The sequence below is a fragment of the Nocardia niwae NBRC 108934 = DSM 45340 genome, assembly GCF_001613465.1.
Classification (GTDB): Bacteria; Actinomycetota; Actinomycetes; order Mycobacteriales; family Mycobacteriaceae; genus Nocardia; species Nocardia niwae.
Genome location: NZ_BDCK01000002.1, coordinates 233558 through 252351, shown reverse-complemented (window position 1 = coordinate 252351; position 18794 = coordinate 233558). Strand labels below are relative to the sequence as shown.

Genomic DNA, 18794 nt, shown 5'->3' with positions numbered 1-18794 from the left:
TTGTCCGTCATGGCTGTTCTGCCCGCTGTGCGGTCTCGTGCGTTGATCGCCGTGATATTGCTTGCCGTCGGTCTCAGCGTGACGGCGTGCGGTTCCGGCTCCGACGACGCGGCCACCGAGCGCAACCTCTGCGCACCACCCGGCCTGGCCGCCGCCTCCGCCGCGCCCACCAACCTGGCGTCCTCGGCTGCCGCGGGCAGCGACCGCTACACCACCGCGGCCACCGTGCCGCTGACCTCGATCGACGTCTCGAAGCTCGGTTTGATCACGCCCGGCAAGCTCAGCGTGGGCACGCTGTCGGACGCTCCACCGAGCATCTGCGTCGATCGGCAGGGCGCGTTCACCGGCTTCGACAACGAGCTGCTGAAGGCGATCGGCGCCAAGCTCGGCCTCCAGGTGGAATTCTCCGGCACCGAGTTCGCCGGGCTGCTCGCCCAGGTGTCGGGCGGCCGCTTCGACGTGGGTTCGTCGAACATCACCACCACTGACGCGCGCCGCCAGCTGGTCGGCTTCACCAACGGCTACGACTTCGGCTATTTCTCCCTGGTGGTGCCCAGCGGCAGCGCCGTCAAGGGATTCGCCGACCTGAACCGGAGCACCCGGATCGCGGTGGTGCAGGGCACCGTGCAGGACGAGTTCGTGGTGAACCAGCTGCATCTGGACCCGGTGAAGTTCCCGGACTACAACACCGCCTACGCCAACCTGAAGTCCGGCCAGGTGGACGCCTGGGTCGCCCCGTCCGCCCAGGCCGAAGGCGCGATCGAGCCGGGCGACGGAACGACGGTGTCGCAGAACACCTTCAGCCTGGACAACTTCGTCGGCTACGCGGTAGCCAAGAACAACCAGCCGTTGATCGACGCGCTCAACAGCGGCCTGGACGCGGTGATCGCGGACGGCACCTACGCCGAGCTCTACACCGACTGGGTGCCCCGCCAGCTGCCGCCGGGCTGGAAGCCGGGCTCGAAAGCCGCCCCCGCGCCGCAGCTGCCGGACTTCGCCGCGCTCGCCGCGGGCAAGCAGAAGGACGAGACCGCGCAGAACGCGCCGAAATCCACCGTGCAGCAGTTGAAGGACACGTTCTTCGATTGGTCGCTGTACCGCAAGGCCTTTCCCGACCTGTTCAAGACCGGTCTGCCCAATACGCTGATCCTCGCGGTGGTTTCGGGTGCGCTGGGCACCGTCCTCGGCATGTTCCTCGCGGTCGCCGGGATATCGCGCACACGCTGGTTGCGCTGGCCGGCGAGGGTGTACACCGACATCTTCCGCGGCCTGCCCGCCGTGGTGATCATCCTGCTCATCGGTCTGGGTGTCGGCCCGGTGGTGCGCAACCTCACCGGCAACAACCCCTACTGGCTCGGTGCGGTGGCGCTGGCGTTGCTCGCCTCGGCCTACATCGGCGAGATCTTCCGCTCCGGCATCCAGTCGGTCGAGGCCGGGCAGCTGGAGGCGGCGCGCGCCATCGGTTTCGGTTACCGCCAGTCGATGACGCTGGTGGTGATCCCGCAAGGCGTGCGAAGGGTGCTGCCTGCCCTGATGAACCAGTTCATCGCACTCATCAAGGATTCCTCGCTGATCTACTTCCTCGGCCTGCTCGCCACCCAGCGCGAGCTGTTCGCCGTCGGCCGCGATCTCAACGCGCAGACCGGGAATCTCTCGCCGCTGGTGGCCGCCGGGCTGGTCTATCTGATCCTGACCATCCCGCTCACCCACCTGGTGAACTACATCGACCGCCGGATGCGCACCGGCCGACCCGACCGGCCGATCGACCAGGTGGAGGCGGCCACGATCACGGAAGGGCGCGGATAGATGAGTGCCTCCCTCACCGGTACCGGACTGCACCTGACGCTGGGGCACAACCACGTGCTGCGCGGGATCGACATCCACGTGGACGCGGGCAAGACCGCCACCGTCATCGGGCCGTCCGGGTCGGGTAAATCGACCCTGCTGCGCGTGCTGAACCGGCTCTACGAGCCCGATCAGGGCGACGTGCTGCTGGACGGCGAGTCCGTGCTCACCGAGAACCCGGACCGGTTGCGGCAGCGCATCGGCATGGTGTTCCAGCAGTTCAACCTGTTCCCGCACAAGACGGTCGCGGAGAACGTCGCACTGGGCCCGCGCAAACTGCGCGGTCTGTCCAAGGACGAGGCGCGGGCGCTGGCGGTGGAGCAATTGGAGATCGTCGGCCTGGCCGACAAAGCGGATACCCGTCCCGCCAATCTCTCCGGCGGGCAGCAGCAGCGCGTCGCCATCGCGCGGGCGCTGGCGATGCGGCCGGAGATCATGTTCTTCGACGAGGCCACTTCGGCGCTGGACCCCGAGCTGGTGAAGGGTGTGCTCGCGCTGATGGCCGACCTCGCCTCGGGCGGTATGTCGATGGTCGTGGTGACCCACGAGATGGGTTTCGCCCGCACCGTGTCCGACAGCGTGGTGTTCATGGACCGCGGGCAGGTCGTCGAGACCGGCACGCCCGACGCCTTGTTCGACGATGCGCAGACGCCGCGTTTGCAGAGATTCCTCGCCCAGGTTCTCTAACCCTCCAGCACACTCGAGGCAATCTCGATTGATGCGCATCTGCTAATGTATTTGTCATCACGATTCCAGCTATCCGCGCCAGGAGAGAGGGAACTTCGATGACTACAGCACACGCGCAGCACACCGCCCACGACCATGTTCACGGCCCGGACTGTGGGCACACGGCGTTCCAGCACGGCGATCACATCGATTACGCCCACGATGGTCATCTGCATCGCGAGCACGAAGGTCACTACGACGAATGCGAGCGGTCCGAGCACACCGAGTGCCGCGACCATCCGCATCAGCACGGCCCCAACTGCGGCCACGAGGCCGTCCAGCACGGGGATCATGTCGACTACGTGCACGACGGCCACCGCCACGCCCCTCACGACGGCCACTTCGACGAGCACTGAGTCGCGTCGGTACCGGGTTCTAGAGTCGGCCGGGTGATCGACGAACTCGAGATTCGCACCGCCGCGGGAACCTTCGACGTGCTGGCCGCCGGTGCTCCCGGCGACCGGGAGGTGCTGTTACTGCACGGGTTTCCGCAGGGAGCGCGCGAGTGGGAGTTCCAGCTCGGTGTGCTGGGCGGAGGCGGCTGCCACGTCGTCGCGCCGGACCAGCGCGGGTATTCCCCGGGCGTACGGCCCGGGCGAGCGGCCGAGTACCGGCTCGAAGAGCTGGTCGGCGATGTGATCGCCCTGGCCGACGCGCTGGGCTGGGACCGCTTCGACTTGATCGGCCACGACTGCGGCGCGCTGGTCGGATGGGCGGTGGCGGCGGAACTTCCGCAGCGGGTCCGCACGTTCGCCGCGGTGTCGCATCCGCATCCGGCCGCGCTCCAGCAGGCGATGGCCGAGGACGAGGACCAAGCGCAGCGCTCGCACCACCTGACCGCGCTGCGACAGCCCAGGACGGCGGAGCGAACCTTGCTCGCCGACGACTGCGCCGCCCTGCGCCGCATCTTCGAGTGGAAGATCCCGGAGCGACGCGTCGAGGAGTATGTGCGCAGACTGGCGCGTCCGGGCGCGCTCACCGCGGCGCTGAACTGGTATCGCGCCTCGGACCTCGCGGGTCCGGTCGGCCCGGCGCGCGTACCCACCCTGTACGTGTGGGGCACCGAGGACGCGACCGTCGGGCCCACGGCGGCGCTGGTCACCCGGAAATACGTGTCCGGCCCGTACCGGTTCGAGATGCTCGAGGACGTCTCGCATTGGGTGCCAGAGGAAGCGCCCGAGGCGCTGACCCGGCTGCTGATCCAGCACCTGCTCGCCCACCGTGACTGAATGCGCTGGTGGGACGCCGATCCCGGCGTTTCCCGGACAGGGCCGCTACCAGGGGGAAAGCTGAGGTTCGTCCACCACGGTCGAGGGAGGTGAACGTGGACGTCAAGGAAGTGAACCGGCGAACCATCGCTCAGTTCCGCGCGGGCGGCGTGATCGACGGCATGCAACGCGATCGTCTGATCCTGCTGACCACGACCGGCCGCAGAACCGGCGCCCCGTACACCACCCCGCTGATGTACCACCGCGACGGTGACCGGCTGTTGATCGTCGCGTCCAACATCGGTGCACCGAAACATCCCGACTGGTACCTGAATCTGCGCGCGGACCCGCACGTCACCGTCGAGGTGGGCGAGGAGAGCTATCCGGCGGCGGCAACCCCGCTGACCGGTGACGACCGGACCCGCACCTGGGCGATGTTGAAGAACACCTACCCGTTCTTCGCCGAACACGAGATGCAGACCGCCCGGGTCATCCCGGTGGTCGCGCTGACCCGGGTGTGACGGCCCGCGAGCGCCGCCCGGCCGGGTTCAGCGGCTCGCGCCCGCGTCGGAGGGGGTGCGGGAGGTGGTCGCGTCGACTCGCCGGTCCGCGACCAGGTCGAGCAGGGCGGACAAGTTGTCGGGGTCGGCGGGGTCGACGGACCCTTCCGGTAGGGCCAGTTCGGTGAGCCGTTGTCCCCGGTGCAGGGCGGCGGAGCGCAAGGGCGGCGCGTCGTCAGGTTGTCCGAGGATGGTGGCGATGTTTCCGTCGTTGTCGTAGACGGCGTAGTAGCGCATTTGGTGGGCTCCTCAGAGGCCGGTCGAGGCGGTCATCCGACTGGGTAACTACGTCTCCTGAACGGGAATCGTGATGGGTGAGGCGTTCGAGCTTATCCACCCGTTCGATGCTGAGTGTCGGTTTGCGCATCAGTAGCGTTACCCGTTTTCGATTCGTTCTCTCGGCATCGCTGCACGTAGACCGGTATATGGAGACCGGTGGGCATGGTTTGCCCGGTTCAGGCGCACACGGTGGCGAAGGCCGCCCAGAGCACCGGGGAGTGCTCGATCCGGCCGGTGTCGCGCCATGCGGTCAGACGGTCGCGCTGCCATGCGGCGAGGGTGATCACCGGGTCGGGTTGTTCGTGCGCGGCGTCGATGGCGCAGACGGCTTCCTGGAGCGGGAGGGCGTGCGCGGGCGCACCCGCGAGGCGCTGGAAGGCGAAATCGGTGGGCAGCGCCCAGCGGCCCGCGGTGACCAGTTCCGCGCCGCCGGTGATCATCGCGGCGGTCAGGCCGAGCGCCTCGCTGAACCGTAGGTCGCCGCCGCTCTCGCAGGCGATCAGCGCGACCCGGCTCGGCATCGGCCACAGCCGGGATCCGGCAACGGGATCCGCCTCCAGGGTGTGCGTGCCGAGCAGCAGGTCTTTGGCCGAGAGCGGCCGGTGGGTGCGGGCCGGCTCGGCGAAGCCGACGATGTCGGCGGTGCAGGCGAGGTGCAACCGGGCGTCCTCGCTGCGACCGGATTCGGGTGCGGCGGCGGAGACGTGCCCGACGTAGATCAAACGGCTCGCGCCCGCGCGCAGGACGGCGCCGAGCCAGTGGCGATCGACATCGGTGCGCCGGAAAGCGTCCACCGGATTCGGTACCGCGGGCTGTAATCGACCGCGCGCGGCATAATCCGCCACCCGTTGGGTGAGCGGGGCTTCGGCGGTCATCCGGCCGAGCACCGAGCCCAGCGTCGAATCGGCGCGGAACCCGGGAACGCGCGGATCCAGGACCGCGACGACCGGGTCCGCGGCGCTCTCGGTCCATGTGCGCGCGATTCGTCCCGGCGCTTGCACCACGCTCGCTGCGGCGAGCAGGCTGACGTCGGCGATGTCGACCAACCGGACGTCGCGGTCCGGCGCGATGATTTCCCACGGCACCTGGGCGAGGCGCGGAGACGGTTGCAGCCGGATATGCGGGCGCACCCCGCGCTGCCACAGTTCGTAGAGTTGCGCGGCCAAGCCGTAGGGCAGCAGCGCCCGGGAAAGTTCCTGCGCCACGGCGTATTCGCGCTCGTAGTCGGCGAACGCGCCGGTGGTGAGGGCCTGTTCGAGGCCGCCGGGCTCGGCGGGACGCGGGAGCGCGTCGGCCAGCAGCGCGACCGCACGCATCGCCGCGTCTTCCGGCAGCACTCCCGCGCCCCGGGGTGCGCTGTCGTCGACCCACCGCCACGACACGTAGACATCTCCCGCGTCCGCCATGCGGACGAGCACCGTCGGTCGCGTCATACCGTCAGCACCCGCTCGTCGCGGATCACCCGGCCGTAGCGCTGCTCGGCGGCGGCGATGAACGGCGCGAGCGCGATCCGTCCTTCCGCGGCCAGGGCCAGGCGCGGCGGCGGGGCGACCGGCAGGCCCGCACCGGCCGCGACCTCGGCCAGCGCGGCGCCCAATTGCAGGGCGGCGGTGCCGGGGTGCTCGGTGAAATCCTCCGGCGGATCCGGCAATTCCAGCGGAAGCCGGGCGCCGGTTACCCGCTCTGTCCGATCCAGCGCCAAACCAGTTCCAGCGCACTGCGTTTCGATCAAATCCGCGACGAGGACGCCATTGCCGGAGAGGTAGGCGAAGCGGAACGCCAACCGCATCGCCGGGTCGGCGATCTGCCGGTTCCACTGCTCGCGCTGCGTGCCGTTCGGCAAGGTGTGACGGACGGCGTCGATGGCCAGCGCGGCGGGAACGGCGATGCCGACGGCACGCCCGAGCAACTCCGCGGAAGGCGACTCGGCCGCGCCGATCGCGCCTTCCAGTAGCGTCGCGTGCCAGAAATCGAGCTGGGCGCAATGCAGCCCGAGGCCGCGTTCGGCATAGCTCGCGAAGGCCGCCGCGAGCAACTGTTCGCACTCGTCGACCCGTCCGGACGCGAACGCCACGGTGGCCGAGCGAATGCGCAGGTCGGCGGCGTCGAGCACCGCGCCCGACGCGACGAAATACGCCAGGCCCCGGTCGTAGAAGTCCCGCGCGCTCGCCAGATCCCCGCGGCCCTCGGCGAGGAATCCCATGGTCTTGAGACCGATCCCGGCCCGGTGCTCCAACCCGGTTCGCTCGAAATAGGCCTGGCTGGAGCGCAGCGGCGCCTCCGCCTCGTCGTACCGTTCGAGGCGGACCAGCATGGTGGCGAGATTCTGTTCGGTCTCGGCGACCGCATTGCGATCGCCCGCCGACTCGAACGCGGCGAGCGCCTGCCGCGCGAAATCGACGGCCAGATCGCGGCGGCCGGTCTCGAAGTAGGTGGCGGCGAGGTTCATCAGCGGATGACCGGCCAGCTGCGGTGCGAAACGGCGTGCCGCCGCGAGCGACTCGGTGGCCAGCTCGGCGGCGTAGGCCCAGCTCTGGCGATGCAGCGCGACGGCGGTGAGGGAGAGCAGACAGGCCACGCGCAGCACGCCCAGGTCGGTGTCGGTGTTGTCGGCGAGCAAGGCCCGCGCCTGCTCCAGCGCCGCCTGTGCCGCGTCGAGCTCGCCGAGATGCTGCAGCGCCTGCGACATGTTGACCAGCGCGTTCGGCCGCAATCGCGGAGCGTCCTCGGGCATTTCGGCCAAGGCCGAGCGGTACAGGGCGAGCGAGGCGGCGTGGTCGCCGAGTTCGTCGGCCATACTCGCGGCGTTGATGATCGCGCCGAGCCGGATGTCGCCGGTGGTGCGCTCGGCGGCGTCCTCGAACAGACGCTTGGCCTCGGCCGGGTCCCCGCTTGTGTAGGCGGCGGCGCCCGCGGCGAGCAGCTCCCGGCCGTCGTCCGCCGTCTCCTCGGCCATGTCAGAAGTCCGAATCCGAGGCGGCCGCCGCTATTTCGGCCAGCAAAGGCGCGTCCACGGGGTTGCCGGGTGCGTCGTCGGTGCGGCGCAGCCGCGCTGTGATCAGGTCGCGAATCCGTGCGCGACGATCCGCGGCGTCCGGCTCCGGCTCGCCCACGCCGACGCCGGGCACGTAGACGTGCACGGTCAGGCCCGCTTCCGCGCCGGTCGGCGCCGTGGTCTCGGCCCGCCAGAGGTCGCCGTCGCGGGTCATCGGCACGTCGGCCGCGTCGGCCGGAGTGCGGATTCCGGCGCGGGGATGCAGGTGCGCTGGAACATCCGCGGGCGAGAGCGGGGCGGCGACCGCGCTCACCCGCACGAGCGTGGTCTCCGCCGCGCGCACCACTTCCCAGGACACAGCGCTTTCCGAGGCGTCGAGCAGACCGGGCGGGCATCGCTGCCAGTCCCAGCCCGCGGTGCCCCGCGCCAAGACGAGAGCGCCGGGCGCGGCGACGGCGACCGGTCCGGCGGCCAGCGCGTAGTCCTCCGCGCGGCCGAGAGTCTCGGCCGCAGCCCGTTCCTCGACGGCCGCGTCGGCGCCGTCGACGATCAGATCGCATTCCTCGCTCAGCGTGGCGATCTCGTCGTCCAGCAGGCCTTCGTCCAGCGGCGCGATGCCGTCCAGCGTCGACGCGGGCCACCAGCGCGCCGCCCAGCGCGCGTAGCCGAGCCGCCAGGCGCGCGCGGCCAGATCGGGCAGCGCGGGCTCGGCTCGGTATTCGCCTTCGTGCGCCGCTGTTTCGTCGAGGGCGAGGGAGACCTCCTCGCCGTAGACGGCCCAGACCCACTCCTGCGCGAGGGCGAGGTCGTCGAGCACGGCCGCCGGGGTCGCCTGTCCGCTGAGCAGGCTCCACGTCAGGTGGCCGCCCGCCACCTCGAGCACGAGCACGTCCATCCCGGCCGCGTCGTCCACGACGGTCGGAGCGTCGTCCGGCGCGATGATCCACAGGTCGTCTCGACGCCTGAGGCGTACGGTCGTCATCAGCTCGCCTTCGATTCCGCCGCGTCCGGCTCACCCGCGCCCGCCCGCACGCTCAGCGCCCGCTTGACCCGCGTGCGATGGTCCAGGATCACCGACCGCGCCACGCCGTCGAGCAGATCCCACAGCTCGTCCGGATCGTAGATCCCGAATTCCCGGACATCCCTGCCGTGCAGGCGAACCCACAGCCGCCGCAGGTACGGCCGCCACGGCGTGATCAGCTCGGCGGCGATGGCGGCCAACGGACCTGTGGGCGGCTCGGCGGACACCACCAGCCGCCGCGCCTGCAACACATAGGCTTCCCGCTGCCAGCGGCTGTTGACCACCTGATGCGCCGTGGATCGCGTCGTATCGGTGTTCGTTTCGGCCAGACGCAAACGCGGCCGTCCCGCCGACGGTCTGCGATGCTCGATGGGCGCCAAGCCGGTCGCCAGCGCGGTTCCCGCCGTCGCGGTCAGGCGCAGCGTCTCCTCCAGCAGCGCCCACGGTGCGCAACTCCGGGCGATCTCGGCGTCGACCAGCTCGGGGATCGGCGGCAGATCCGCGCGATCGGTGGACGCCTGCAATACGGTGAACACCCGCTCGTACACGGTGCGATCGAACGGGAGCCCGAGGGTGGATTTCGAGGCCGAGGAGCCGATCGCGGGGCGTGGCGGCGCCGGATGCACGGTGAGCCCCAGTTCCTGAGCGGAATGATCGGATGCTTCCTGCCACAAGCGGATTCCCGTGTGTGTACCGGTATGGGCCGTGACCAGCCGATCCAGGATCCGCTGCCCGTCGGCGGCGTTCTCACCGAGCCGTGCCGCCGCGCAGGCTTCCAGCAGTTCATCCACCTCGGCGTCGTGGTCGCCGCCCGGCGGACCGGTGAGCGGCCGCCGCCGCCAGGCCAGATCGAGTAGCGCGGCCAGCTCGCGCTCCCGGGTGTGGTCGGTCAGGTATTCCTTCAGCGCCTGTGTGGTGCGTCCCGCGGTGTACTCGTGGATCTCACGCAGCGCGTCCTCCGCGACCGCGCGAGCCCGCGCCGGGTCCGGCATTCCCGAGGTGGTCGCCAGCTCGAAACAACGCTGGAAGTACAGATCCTGCGGGTGCCCCTCGGTGATCCGCAGTGTCCGCCGCACCTGCTTGAGCACCGTGAACCAAGCCGCCGTCGCACGTAGCACATCGGCTGCCGCCTGGATGCGCGCCTCCAGCAACACCGCGCCGTCCGCCGTCAGGATCGGCCCGGCGCACAGCGGATGCTGCACGGGCCGGATCACCAACGGGTCGAGCACGAGCTTCACGGTGCGGCGCAGCGGACCTCCGTGCGGGCCGCTGAGCGGTTCGACCCCGCCGAGCTTGCGCCACACCTCATCGAGCACCATGGCGCGCGGTCGTCGCATGGGCTGAGTGTATTGGCCTCGACTTCGTCCCGGCGGGTTCACGGCCCGCTGATGGCGGATTCTTCGGGCTCATTCGCGCAGATTCTGCGGTCCTCGACACGTGGGTGACTATTGGCCGACGCGGGCCCTGTGTGGCGTACCGCACACCATCGACGTCGACGCCTAAGGTCGGACTCGGTCCGCCCATCAGGGGCAGCTGAGTGGAGGGATTCGAAGAATGAAGTTCGACAGAATCACTGCCGCCGTTCTCATGGTCATCTCGGCCGTGGGGATCACAGCGGCAACCGCCCATGCAGAGCCGACCATGACGGAGCAGTCGACCGCTGGGAACACGATCTCGGGCGTGGATCACGGGGTCGACTACCAGATCACCGTTTCTCCAGTCGACGGAGTCGTCATCGCCACGGTCGAGAGTGGCAGGTTCGAGATCGCGCAGAACGGTGCGGTGGTGCTCGAGTCCGGCGATGGAGCGTCGGTGACGGAAGTGCCGCAACAGTTCGCCGTCGCCGGGCGTTCGATCGCGCTCGCGCAGCACATCGCCGCGGACGGCCGCACCCTGACGCTGACACCGACCCCGACGGCGGAAGAAATCACGCCACTGAAGGACATCAGCTCCTACGACCGGCTCAAGGAGCAGATCAACAAGAATCTGCCCGGCGTCGTCGGCGGTGCCATCGTCGGTGGCCTCCTCGGGGCGTGCGTGATCCTGATATGGGGGGTCAGCATCCCCGTGGGTGCACTGATCGGTGCAACCATCGGCGGGTACGCCATGGGCGGCCCGGAGTTCCTCGACGCCGTACAGGCATTCATCGCCAACCAGGGCAGGTGAGATAGCGGCCGGTTACGGAGCCTCCGCGAAACCTGTTGGCGGACCACATCGACCACTGCTATTTTTCGGAGGCCGTGCAAGAGACCGAGGAGGTGGTACCCGTGAACGCAGTATCGACATGGGTGCTCCCCTCCGGGGTCACGGTCGGGCGGTAGGTCGTCCGGGAGCGCCGTTCAAGAGCACTCCCGAAAGGCACGACCCGTGCAATTCACTTCTGAACAGCGCTTCGACGACGGTGTCCGCGAGCGCGAATTCACCCTCGGCGATATCCCCGGCATCCTGTGGACGCCCGGATCCGCATCCCCATCCGCACCGGCGCCGCTGATTCTCGTCGGCCACCCCGGCGGACTGCGCCAGATGTACCCCCGACTGGTGGGCCGGGCCCGGCACTCCGCGGCGGAGGGCTTCGCCGCGGCCACCATCGAGCTCCCCGGCAGCGGTGACCGGCCCCGTTCGGCCGCTGCCGACCAGGCCCGCGCCGACCTGCGCCGGGCGGTGACGGCCGGCGAGCCGGTCGACGACGAGATCGTCGCCCGGCTCGTCCTCCCGCTGGTCGATAGGGCGGTCCCGGAATGGCAGGCCGCCTTGGACGCCGTCCTTTCGCTGCCCGAGATCGGCGGCCCGGTCGGGTATTCGGGAGGCTTGATATCCCTCGGCCTCCGGCTGGCGCTGGTCGAACCGCGCATCTCGGCCGCCCTGCTGTACGCCGGAAGTTACGTGCCCCGCTCCATGTTCGAGGAGGCCAGGCAGGTCACCATTCCGCTGCAGGTCCTGCTGCAGTGGGACGACGAAGGAAACGACCGGCAGATGGCCCTGGACCTGTTCGACGCCTTCGGCTCCAAGGAGAAGACCCTGCACGCCAATATGGGCGGCCACACCGGCGTCCCGCAGTTCGAAGCAGACGCGGGGAACCGGTTCTTCGCCAGGCACCTGAAGTGAGGCCGGGCCGTCAGGCCGGGCGACGATAGCAGTCGTCGGCCAGAACGCCGTCATCGAGGAACAGGCCCCGGCCCTCCTCGATGGCGGTAGCCGCGCCCGTCTCGAAAAAATCTTCGCGGACAGCGATGAGTTCTCCGACGGTGCTCCGTCCTATCTGTTGAACGCGCTACCAACCCGGCGCGACCGACCAGAAGGACCAGAAATGACCAGCGCCAATCCCACCGCCGACTTCTCCGCCGACGTCACCGACGGTCCCGGCAAGGTCCGCAACCGCGTCCTGTGGACCCTGCAGATCCTGCTCGGCCTGTTCTTCATCATCGCCTCCGGCGGGCCGAAGCTCGTGATACCGAATACCTTGACCGATAACGCCCCCGAGAATCTGACCATCCCCTTCGGGCTGCTCATCTTCATCGGCGTGGTGGAGGTCGCGGGCGGTATCGGCCTGATGGTGCCGCGGCTCAGCGCGCTGGCTGCCGCGGGTCTGTCCGTTCTCACTGTGCTCGCCGCCGGGACGCAGGCTTTCATCGCCGACAAGCCCGCGATGGCGATCTTCCCGCTGGTGCTCGCCGCGATCTTCGCCTGGATCGCCTACGAGCGCCGCGCCACCATCACCGACCTGCGCAACTCGCTCTCCCGATGACGAATCCATAAGCCCGACCGGCGATCGGTGGCCTGCCCACCGATCGCCGGTCGGGCGTTCTCGCATCGATCGCCCGTCGGGTTGGCGGCGATCGATGATGATTTCGTCAGAGGCCCCGGAGACCTTTGCCGAGTACTACCGTGCCCATGATGAGCAGCACGATGGCCAATACGAGGTGGCTGTTGTTCTGCAGCCGATCGCGGAGGCGTTCGAGCGGGGTGCGTAGCCGGTCGGCGGCGAGGGTGTAGCCGAGAATCACGGCCAGCACACTGGAGGCGGCGAGCAGAGTGAACATGGCGACGGCGAGGACCTGGCCGCCGCCGCTGGTGCTGCTGGAGCCGATGATCACGCCCGCGGACAGGCACAGCAGCAGATTCTTCGGATTCACCGCGGACAACAAGATCCCCAGCCCGGTGGCCTTGGTGACGGTCAATCGGTCGACCGCGCGCATCCACCCGGGTACGTCGGTGTCGGTGCGCGACCGCCACTGTGCCGCGGCCAGCCCGAGCAGCAGTATCCCGAGCGCGATCTTCACCCATGCGCCCGCCACCGAGGGTTGCCGATCGGCCGAACCGCCCAGCGGCCCGGACAGCAGCGTCACGAGCGTCGTCGCCGCGAGGATGCCGACGACCCAGCCCAGTGCGAACCCGCGACCGGCGCCGCCCGCGTGGGCCGACAGAATCATCAGGATCGCCGCGATGATCGGGATCGGTGAGATCGCGACACCGACCGCGAGAGGCAACAGATCACCCAGGACAGCGCCCATCTTCTGAACCCTAGGGCAGCGGGCCCGGCTACCACGCTGTTCAAAGGGTGTCGAGCTGTGGTGTCGTAGATGCCGCCCTGTGCTCTGACCGGAGTCCGCGGGATGATTCACCCGGGAAGGATGAGGGGGGCGCCTCCCTCTGCACGCCGGTGTGGGATCGCAATGTGCGGATGGACCGTCCGGTGGGCAATCAGTGTCCGCGATCGGTCCGTGTGATCGTTTCCGAGACGATGTTCTCGAGCTTCGCACTGATACGGTCCAGTGCCCGCGTGCTGCGTTCGACGCGGCATATGGCCACGCTTCCTTCTAACGCGGCGACGATCAGCGTGGCGGTCTGCTCGGCGTCGGCCTGGTCGGCTCCGTGTTCGCGCAGCGCCACAGTGAGCAGGTCGGTCCATTGGGAGCGGAGGTCGTGGACTACGTCGATCATCGGCGCGAGCGCCTGGAGATCGCCGAAAATCTCGGCGCCACAGTGCACTCCGCTGCCGCGAAGGGTAATCGGCGGCTCACCGACATTCCGCGCCGCGACTACGACAGCGCCGTGGAAGGCACCTCTTCGGCCGCAGGAGTCGACGCCGCGCTGCGGTCGCTTGCGCCGGGCGGGTTCTGCCGGCCCGTCGGCTACTACCTCCCGGTTGGCACCAAGGTCCCCCTGATGCATATGTACGCGAACGACGCCACCTTGCAGATCGGGGTCTCTCATGTGCGGCCGGTCCTGCCGGAGCTCCTGAATTTCATTGCCGAGCATGATTTCCCCGCCGAACAGGTGACCACCCTCACGGCCGATTGGGAGGACGCCCCCGAGGCGTACACCGCGCACACCACCAAGCTGGTCCTGCATCGTCGACCGGTGCACGCCGCCGCGGCGGAAGGAGCCGCGCAGTGATCAACCTGCATCACGCCCATCTGATGGCCACCCGAGCACGCCGCTACATAGCAGTGCCCGACAGTCTCCGCTACGGCTGAACCGGCCGGCTGCGAGTGGCACATGGTTGCGGCAAAACCCGGGAAGCCCCTCCACCATGTGCCACTCATGGGTGGGCAATCCTGGTGATGGTGGTAGGCCGTCTCGTAACTCTGCATCGGCCAGTTCGGGTTGTTGTGGTCCGACTACGAAAGTGTCCGGGCGAGGACGTCGGTGTCGTAGCACGGCCCGCTCGAGTCGGCCTCGGCATCGCCGTTGGTGGCCATTTTGTCGAACACCTCCCACGAGAAGGCGGCGCGGAGCCGCGACAGAACTTGCGGAGTTATGTGCGTATGGCCGCCACGCTTCAGGCGAAGCGGCAGCGGTTACGCCGGAACCGGTTCCGCGCGCACCCACGGATCGCGGCGCGGCTCGGTGAGGTCACATAGATGCTCTATTTCGACGTCGGATGGAAGCGATGGGCTCGCGGCCGACGCCAGATAGAGCTTTTCCGCACGGGTGACGCGGTACTCGAGGGTGGCCGTGGTCACGACGAAGCAGAGCGCGAGCCACAAGACGACTCCGAAGGCGATGAGCGTGGGCATCATTGCGCTACCGGCCGTACCTCCAGTGCGCGATCCAGCCGGGCGATGCCGTAGCCGGGTCCATTGCGAGAAGGTCGAGGTCGCCGCAGGGCGGTAAAAGCGGCGTTTGTCTTCGTCCTCGTCGAGTTCATCTTCGTCGTACTGCTCGAACCGCGGACCGGATCCGGTGCAGGCTGAGTTCGGATGTCAGGGTGTCGGCGCGTTCGAGGACCTGAGCCGGTCCTGATCGCTCTAGTCGCACGGCGTCTACCTGCGTAAATGCGGAAAACCTGGGATCGGTAGGGCGCGAATCGTTCCTACCTTTTTCTCAACGGCCCGACAGGAGGCCGGAGAAACAGAACCAGGGGCGCCGCCCCTCGAACGACAAGGACGCAGACCATGAACACCACTTCGCTCCGCATCGCAGCTGCCGCTTTCGCCGCCACCGCCGCCGTCGCGGTGCTCACCGGATGCGGGGACAGCAAGGGGAGCTCGCCCGCCGCGCCCGCTCCGTCCTCGGCGCAGCCGGCCGCCCCGGCGGGGAAGTCGGTCGCTTCCGTCGATGGCAAGGCCTTCGACGCGAAGTTCACCACCACCTGCGCGAAGCAGGGCGGCACCCTGGCGCTGGCGCTGACCGACACCGAGAACTCCGCCTACGGCAACCTTTCGGTGAGCGCGACCATCACCGACGCCAACACCGTGCAGGCCGTCGGGATCGCGGGCAGCAAAGGCGGCGACAACGGCCTGCCCTACGCGGTCGGCTTCGGCAACGGCATGCCGGGCGGCTCCGCCACGGTGGTGAAGGACGGCAACACCTTCAAGGTCACCGGCGAGGGCGTGGGCGCGCCCGACCTGACCAACCCGCTGGCCGGCCCGAAGACGTCGAAGTTCGACATCACCTTCGCCTGCTCGTCCATCGTCGGCGCCTGATCGCAGCGTGTTTCCCCGGTCCGCCCCGTCATCCCGCTCGAACCTCAGGGATGACGGGGCGTGGCGAACCCGAATCTTCGACACCGAAAAGGAAAAGTCATGAACAAGTTCCGTCTGCTCGCCCTCGCCCTCGCCGCCGTCGCGATCGGCTACTACGTCTACCACGCCGTCACCTACGTCCCGGCCAGCGAATGGGAGCCCGCCGGAATGGGCTGGCTCGGCTTCGAGATGGCGCTGCCGATCATCGCGCTCACCCTGGTCCCCATGGTCTTCGCGTTCACCGGCGAAGGGATCGTCAGCGCCTTGACCGGACGCAACAGCGCGGAGTTCCGCGGCGGGCTCACCGGCCTCGGCACTGTCCGATCGGTGCGGCAGACCGGGGTCACCGTCAACGACCAGCCGCAGGTCCACGTCGAGTTCAGCGTCGAGGGCGCGGACGGCAAGACCTTCCACTCCTCGGCGAAGATGATCGTGCCGCTCACCGAACTGGCCCTGCTGCGCGCCGGAGTGGTGCTTCCGGTGCGCTACCTGCCCGGCCGCACCGACCGGGTCGAGGTCGACCTGTCCGGCGACGCCTCCGCCGCGCAGCACGCGATGAACGAGTCCCTGATCCGCAAGGGCATCACCACCCGGCACAAGCTCGACATCGCCGAGCGCGGCATCGCCACCCAGGCGGTGGTGCAGGCGCTGTCGGTGACCGGCAACATCCGCGACGGTCACTCCGAGGTCGAACTCGGCCTGGTCGTCACCCGGCCCGACGGGTCGAGCTTCGCGACCCGGGTGACGAAGTTCCTCGCACCCGCCAGTGTCGCCCAAGTGCAGGTGGGCCGCATCCTGCGGGCGCACTACCTGCCCGAGAACGAGAGCGAGGTCGTCATCGCCCTTCCGGTGAACGCCTGATGGGTGAGCCGGACGAACTTCGCGCCGGGCCGGAAGGAACCGAGGCAACCGCTTGCAGAGACAAATGCCGCGTCGATTCGAGATCATCGAATCGGCGCGGCATTCGTTTGTTCCCAGGTCTGGCGGTCCGGCAATTTGAGGGTTACCTAATTGGGCGGTTGTTCACTTTGCCGTCCCTTCCGGATTGTCCGGATGGTTTACCGTGCGGCCATCGGCCCAACCCAGGAGTCACCGTGAGTCTTCAGCCACTCGCCCTTTTCGTGAAGCACGACGGACAGTCGTCACGCGCTGCCGTCACCTGTGAGTACAAGTGCGCGAACGCGTGCTTCCACGAGACGCCGAACACTTCCGCGGGCGCCTACTTCGGTGACATTGTCAGCTCGCTGAACCGGCGCGGACTGATCAAGGGCGGCGCGGCCGCGGTGCTCGCGGTCGGCGCGGGCAGCGTGCTCGCGGCCTGCGGTGACGACGAGCCGAAGCCCGCGGTGTCGGCCTCGCCCGCCGGGCCGCCCGGAACCGGAACCGATTTCACCGCCGTCGCACCGAACAAGGAAGACGCCGTGGTGATCCCGGACGGCTACGAGCAGTCCGTGGTGATCCGCTGGGGCGATCCGCTGTTCCCGGGCGCGCCCGCCTTCGACTTCGACAAGCAAACCGCCGCCGCGCAGGCCGAGCAGTTCGGCTACAACAACGACTTCGCCGCCCTGCTGCCGATCGAGGGTCAGGCGAACGGCTACTTGCTGGTGGTCAATCACGAGTACACCACCAGCCCGCACATGTTCCGTGGCTACAACAAGGACGCGCCGACCGACGAGCAGATCGCGATCACCATGGCCGCCCACGGCTTGTCCGTGGTCGAGGTCAAGGGTGAATCCGGTTCGGGCAAGCTGGTTCCCGCCTTCGGCAAGTACAACCGCAGGATCACCGCGACCACTGAGTTCGAGCTGACCGGTCCCGCCGCGGGCAGCGAGTTCGTGAAGACCTCGGCCGATCCCACCGGCACCAAGGTGCTCGGCACCTTCGCCAACTGCTCCGGCGGCCTGACGCCGTGGGGCACCGTGCTGTCCGGTGAGGAGAACTTCAACGGCTACTTCGCCAACGGCGACAAGGTGACCGAGTCTGCCGCCGCGGCCCGGCTGAAGCGCTACGGCTTCTCCGCGGGCAAGACCGCCAACCAGTGGGAGCGCGCCGACAAGCGCTTCGATTTGGCGCAGGAACCCAACGAGGCCAACCGCTTCGGTTACGTCGTCGAGGTGGATCCGTGGGACCCGACCTCGACGCCGATCAAGCACACCGCGATGGGACGGCTCAAGCACGAGGGCGCGACCATCTACGTCACCGAGAACGGCGACGTCGTCTCCTACACCGGTGACGACGAGAAGTTCGACTACATGTACAAGTTCGTGTCCTCGCGCAAGATCCAGTCGGGCACCGGCGCGGCCAGCATGCGGCACAACCTGACCATTCTGGACGCGGGCACCCTGTACGTCGCCAAACTCACCGGTGATCACGCGGACAAGATCGACGGCACCGGCGCGAAGCCGTCGGACAAGGGTTTCACCGGTACCGGCCAGTGGATCCCGCTGCTGGAGACCGGCGCGGACGGCAAGGGCAAGTCGCTGGTCGACGGCATGAGCGCGGAAGAGGTGGCGGTGTTCACCCGCATGGCCGCCGACAAGGTCGGCGCCACCAAGATGGACCGCCCGGAGGACTTCGAGGCCAACCCTTACACCGGCAAGGTGTACGTGGCGCTGACCAACAACGACAACCGCGGCGCGGAAGGCAAGCAGGGCCCGGACGAGGCGAACCCGCGCAAGCTGAACAAGAACGGCCAGATCCTGGAGATCGACGACAACCACACCGGCACCACGTTCACCTGGTCGCTGCTGCTGGTCTGCGGTGATCCCGCGGCGGCCGACACCTATTACGCCGGATACGACAAGTCCGAGGTGAGCCCGATCTCCTGCCCGGACAACCTGGCCTTCGACCCGTACGGCAACCTGTGGATCTCCACCGACGGCAACGCGTCGAAGTCGAACGACGGATTGTTCTCCGTGGTGCTCGACGGCCCGAATCGCGGCCAGACCAAGCAGTTCCTCACCGTCCCGCGCGGCGCGGAGACCTGTGGCCCGGTGGTCGGCGAGGCGCGGGTCATGGTCTGCGTGCAGCACCCGGGTGAAGCCGACGACGCCACACCCGACAACCCGTTGTCGCACTGGCCCGACGGCGGCACGGCCCAGCCGCGCCCGTCGGTCGTGGCAGTCTGGAAGAAGAACGGCGGCCGCATCGGCGTCTGACGACCACAGCCGCGGCGCCCCACCGGCCCCCTGC

20 protein-coding genes are annotated in these 18794 nt (G+C 68.6%); 12 read left to right on the top strand and 8 right to left on the bottom strand.

Features of this window, described 5'->3' with window-relative positions:
- Positions 1 to 9 precede the first annotated feature (9 nt).
- From NNI01S_RS01625 to NNI01S_RS01605, 5 genes are all read left to right on the top strand, one after another.
- Entirely contained in the window at positions 10 to 1806 is a 1797-nt protein-coding gene (locus NNI01S_RS01625; protein ID WP_063016707.1) for an ABC transporter substrate-binding protein/permease, read from the top strand.
- Positions 1807 to 2532, top strand: a complete 726-nt coding sequence (locus NNI01S_RS01620) for an amino acid ABC transporter ATP-binding protein (protein WP_063016705.1) — start codon at positions 1807 to 1809, stop codon at positions 2530 to 2532.
- 98 nt (positions 2533 to 2630) lie between these two features.
- Complete coding sequence (locus NNI01S_RS33175) at positions 2631 to 2927, top strand: hypothetical protein (protein ID WP_084488355.1); 297 nt, start codon at positions 2631 to 2633, stop codon at positions 2925 to 2927.
- 33 nt (positions 2928 to 2960) lie between these two features.
- Positions 2961 to 3800, top strand: coding sequence for an alpha/beta fold hydrolase (locus NNI01S_RS01610; protein WP_063016701.1), 840 nt, complete (start codon positions 2961 to 2963; stop codon positions 3798 to 3800).
- A gap of 95 nt (positions 3801 to 3895) precedes the next feature.
- Positions 3896 to 4300 carry a nitroreductase family deazaflavin-dependent oxidoreductase gene (locus NNI01S_RS01605; RefSeq protein WP_063016836.1) on the top strand — a complete coding sequence of 135 codons (405 nt, stop codon included), beginning with the start codon at positions 3896 to 3898 and terminating at the stop codon, positions 4298 to 4300.
- Between the two features lie 27 nt (positions 4301 to 4327).
- Here NNI01S_RS01605 and NNI01S_RS01600 read toward each other — a convergent pair whose 3' ends face one another.
- The 5 genes from NNI01S_RS01600 to NNI01S_RS01580 all read right to left on the bottom strand — a co-directional run bounded on the left by NNI01S_RS01600 (position 4328) and on the right by NNI01S_RS01580 (position 9953).
- A complete protein-coding gene (locus NNI01S_RS01600) occupies positions 4328 to 4576 on the bottom strand; it encodes a hypothetical protein (RefSeq protein WP_063016699.1) in 249 nt (82 codons plus the stop codon).
- A gap of 218 nt (positions 4577 to 4794) precedes the next feature.
- The gene (locus NNI01S_RS01595) at positions 4795 to 6051 is read right to left on the bottom strand and encodes a CHAT domain-containing protein (RefSeq protein ID WP_063016697.1); all 1257 of its coding nucleotides are present in this window, start codon (positions 6049 to 6051) and stop codon (positions 4795 to 4797) included.
- Positions 6048 to 7574 (bottom strand): tetratricopeptide repeat protein, encoded by a 1527-nt coding sequence (locus NNI01S_RS01590; RefSeq protein WP_063016695.1) that lies wholly within the window; start codon positions 7572 to 7574, stop codon positions 6048 to 6050. The genes NNI01S_RS01595 and NNI01S_RS01590 overlap by 4 nt, the downstream gene beginning before the upstream one ends.
- A gap of 1 nt (position 7575) precedes the next feature.
- Positions 7576 to 8595, bottom strand: a complete 1020-nt coding sequence (locus NNI01S_RS01585; protein WP_063016693.1) for a hypothetical protein — start codon at positions 8593 to 8595, stop codon at positions 7576 to 7578.
- Positions 8595 to 9953, bottom strand: coding sequence for a hypothetical protein (locus NNI01S_RS01580; protein WP_063016691.1), 1359 nt, complete (start codon positions 9951 to 9953; stop codon positions 8595 to 8597). Before NNI01S_RS01580 ends, NNI01S_RS01585 begins: the two co-directional genes overlap by 1 nt.
- Before the next feature lie 235 nt (positions 9954 to 10188).
- Here NNI01S_RS01580 and NNI01S_RS01575 point away from each other — a divergent pair, with 235 nt between their 5' ends.
- The 3 genes from NNI01S_RS01575 to NNI01S_RS01565 all read left to right on the top strand — a co-directional run bounded on the left by NNI01S_RS01575 (position 10189) and on the right by NNI01S_RS01565 (position 12379).
- Positions 10189 to 10800 carry a DUF8020 domain-containing protein gene (locus NNI01S_RS01575; RefSeq protein ID WP_063016689.1) on the top strand — a complete coding sequence of 204 codons (612 nt, stop codon included), beginning with the start codon at positions 10189 to 10191 and terminating at the stop codon, positions 10798 to 10800.
- A gap of 201 nt (positions 10801 to 11001) precedes the next feature.
- Positions 11002 to 11739 carry an alpha/beta hydrolase gene (locus NNI01S_RS01570; protein WP_063016687.1) on the top strand — a complete coding sequence of 246 codons (738 nt, stop codon included), beginning with the start codon at positions 11002 to 11004 and terminating at the stop codon, positions 11737 to 11739.
- Positions 11740 to 11941: 202 nt separating this feature from the next.
- Entirely contained in the window at positions 11942 to 12379 is a 438-nt protein-coding gene (locus tag NNI01S_RS01565) for a DoxX family protein (RefSeq protein ID WP_063016685.1), read from the top strand.
- A gap of 106 nt (positions 12380 to 12485) precedes the next feature.
- On the opposite strand, the gene NNI01S_RS01560 is transcribed toward NNI01S_RS01565, so the two are convergent.
- Positions 12486 to 13145 (bottom strand): GAP family protein, encoded by a 660-nt coding sequence (locus NNI01S_RS01560; RefSeq protein ID WP_063016683.1) that lies wholly within the window; start codon positions 13143 to 13145, stop codon positions 12486 to 12488.
- 190 nt (positions 13146 to 13335) lie between these two features.
- On the bottom strand, positions 13336 to 13575 hold the full coding sequence (locus tag NNI01S_RS01555) for an LmrA/YxaF family transcription factor (protein ID WP_169812911.1): 240 nt from the start codon (positions 13573 to 13575) through the stop codon (positions 13336 to 13338).
- Between NNI01S_RS01555 and NNI01S_RS01550 the strand changes: the two genes are divergently transcribed.
- Positions 13558 to 14031 carry an MDR/zinc-dependent alcohol dehydrogenase-like family protein gene (locus tag NNI01S_RS01550; protein ID WP_245675933.1) on the top strand — a complete coding sequence of 158 codons (474 nt, stop codon included), beginning with the start codon at positions 13558 to 13560 and terminating at the stop codon, positions 14029 to 14031. The two genes, NNI01S_RS01555 and NNI01S_RS01550, sit on opposite strands and share 18 nt — an antisense overlap.
- A 404-nt stretch (positions 14032 to 14435) precedes the next feature.
- On the opposite strand, the gene NNI01S_RS01545 is transcribed toward NNI01S_RS01550, so the two are convergent.
- Complete coding sequence (locus NNI01S_RS01545; RefSeq protein ID WP_063016679.1) at positions 14436 to 14657, bottom strand: hypothetical protein; 222 nt, start codon at positions 14655 to 14657, stop codon at positions 14436 to 14438.
- Between the two features lie 375 nt (positions 14658 to 15032).
- On the opposite strand from NNI01S_RS01545, the gene NNI01S_RS01540 reads away from it, so the two are divergent.
- The 3 genes from NNI01S_RS01540 (at position 15033) to NNI01S_RS01530 (ending at position 18760) form a co-directional block, all read left to right on the top strand.
- Positions 15033 to 15563, top strand: coding sequence for a lipoprotein LpqH (locus tag NNI01S_RS01540; protein WP_063016677.1), 531 nt, complete (start codon positions 15033 to 15035; stop codon positions 15561 to 15563).
- A gap of 99 nt (positions 15564 to 15662) precedes the next feature.
- Positions 15663 to 16463 carry a hypothetical protein gene (locus tag NNI01S_RS01535; RefSeq protein ID WP_063016675.1) on the top strand — a complete coding sequence of 267 codons (801 nt, stop codon included), beginning with the start codon at positions 15663 to 15665 and terminating at the stop codon, positions 16461 to 16463.
- Positions 16464 to 16696: 233 nt separating this feature from the next.
- On the top strand, positions 16697 to 18760 hold the full coding sequence (locus NNI01S_RS01530) for a PhoX family protein (protein WP_063016673.1): 2064 nt from the start codon (positions 16697 to 16699) through the stop codon (positions 18758 to 18760).
- Positions 18761 to 18794: the final 34 nt, after the last annotated feature.

Coding starts and splice junctions, on each gene's coding strand:
- NNI01S_RS01595 (WP_063016697.1), bottom strand. CDS start 6,051: ATGACGCGACCGACGGTGCTCGTCCGCATGGCGGACGCGGGAGATGTC.
- NNI01S_RS01625 (WP_063016707.1), top strand. CDS start 10: ATGGCTGTTCTGCCCGCTGTGCGGTCTCGTGCGTTGATCGCCGTGATA.
- NNI01S_RS01600 (WP_063016699.1), bottom strand. CDS start 4,576: ATGCGCTACTACGCCGTCTACGACAACGACGGAAACATCGCCACCATC.
- NNI01S_RS01620 (WP_063016705.1), top strand. CDS start 1,807: ATGAGTGCCTCCCTCACCGGTACCGGACTGCACCTGACGCTGGGGCAC.
- NNI01S_RS01555 (WP_169812911.1), bottom strand. CDS start 13,575: ATGATCGACGTAGTCCACGACCTCCGCTCCCAATGGACCGACCTGCTC.
- NNI01S_RS01535 (WP_063016675.1), top strand. CDS start 15,663: ATGAACAAGTTCCGTCTGCTCGCCCTCGCCCTCGCCGCCGTCGCGATC.
- NNI01S_RS01585 (WP_063016693.1), bottom strand. CDS start 8,595: ATGACGACCGTACGCCTCAGGCGTCGAGACGACCTGTGGATCATCGCG.
- NNI01S_RS01565 (WP_063016685.1), top strand. CDS start 11,942: ATGACCAGCGCCAATCCCACCGCCGACTTCTCCGCCGACGTCACCGAC.
- NNI01S_RS01590 (WP_063016695.1), bottom strand. CDS start 7,574: ATGGCCGAGGAGACGGCGGACGACGGCCGGGAGCTGCTCGCCGCGGGC.
- NNI01S_RS01575 (WP_063016689.1), top strand. CDS start 10,189: ATGAAGTTCGACAGAATCACTGCCGCCGTTCTCATGGTCATCTCGGCC.
- NNI01S_RS01560 (WP_063016683.1), bottom strand. CDS start 13,145: ATGGGCGCTGTCCTGGGTGATCTGTTGCCTCTCGCGGTCGGTGTCGCG.
- NNI01S_RS33175 (WP_084488355.1), top strand. CDS start 2,631: ATGACTACAGCACACGCGCAGCACACCGCCCACGACCATGTTCACGGC.
- NNI01S_RS01545 (WP_063016679.1), bottom strand. CDS start 14,657: ATGATGCCCACGCTCATCGCCTTCGGAGTCGTCTTGTGGCTCGCGCTC.
- NNI01S_RS01580 (WP_063016691.1), bottom strand. CDS start 9,953: ATGGTGCTCGATGAGGTGTGGCGCAAGCTCGGCGGGGTCGAACCGCTC.
- NNI01S_RS01540 (WP_063016677.1), top strand. CDS start 15,033: ATGAACACCACTTCGCTCCGCATCGCAGCTGCCGCTTTCGCCGCCACC.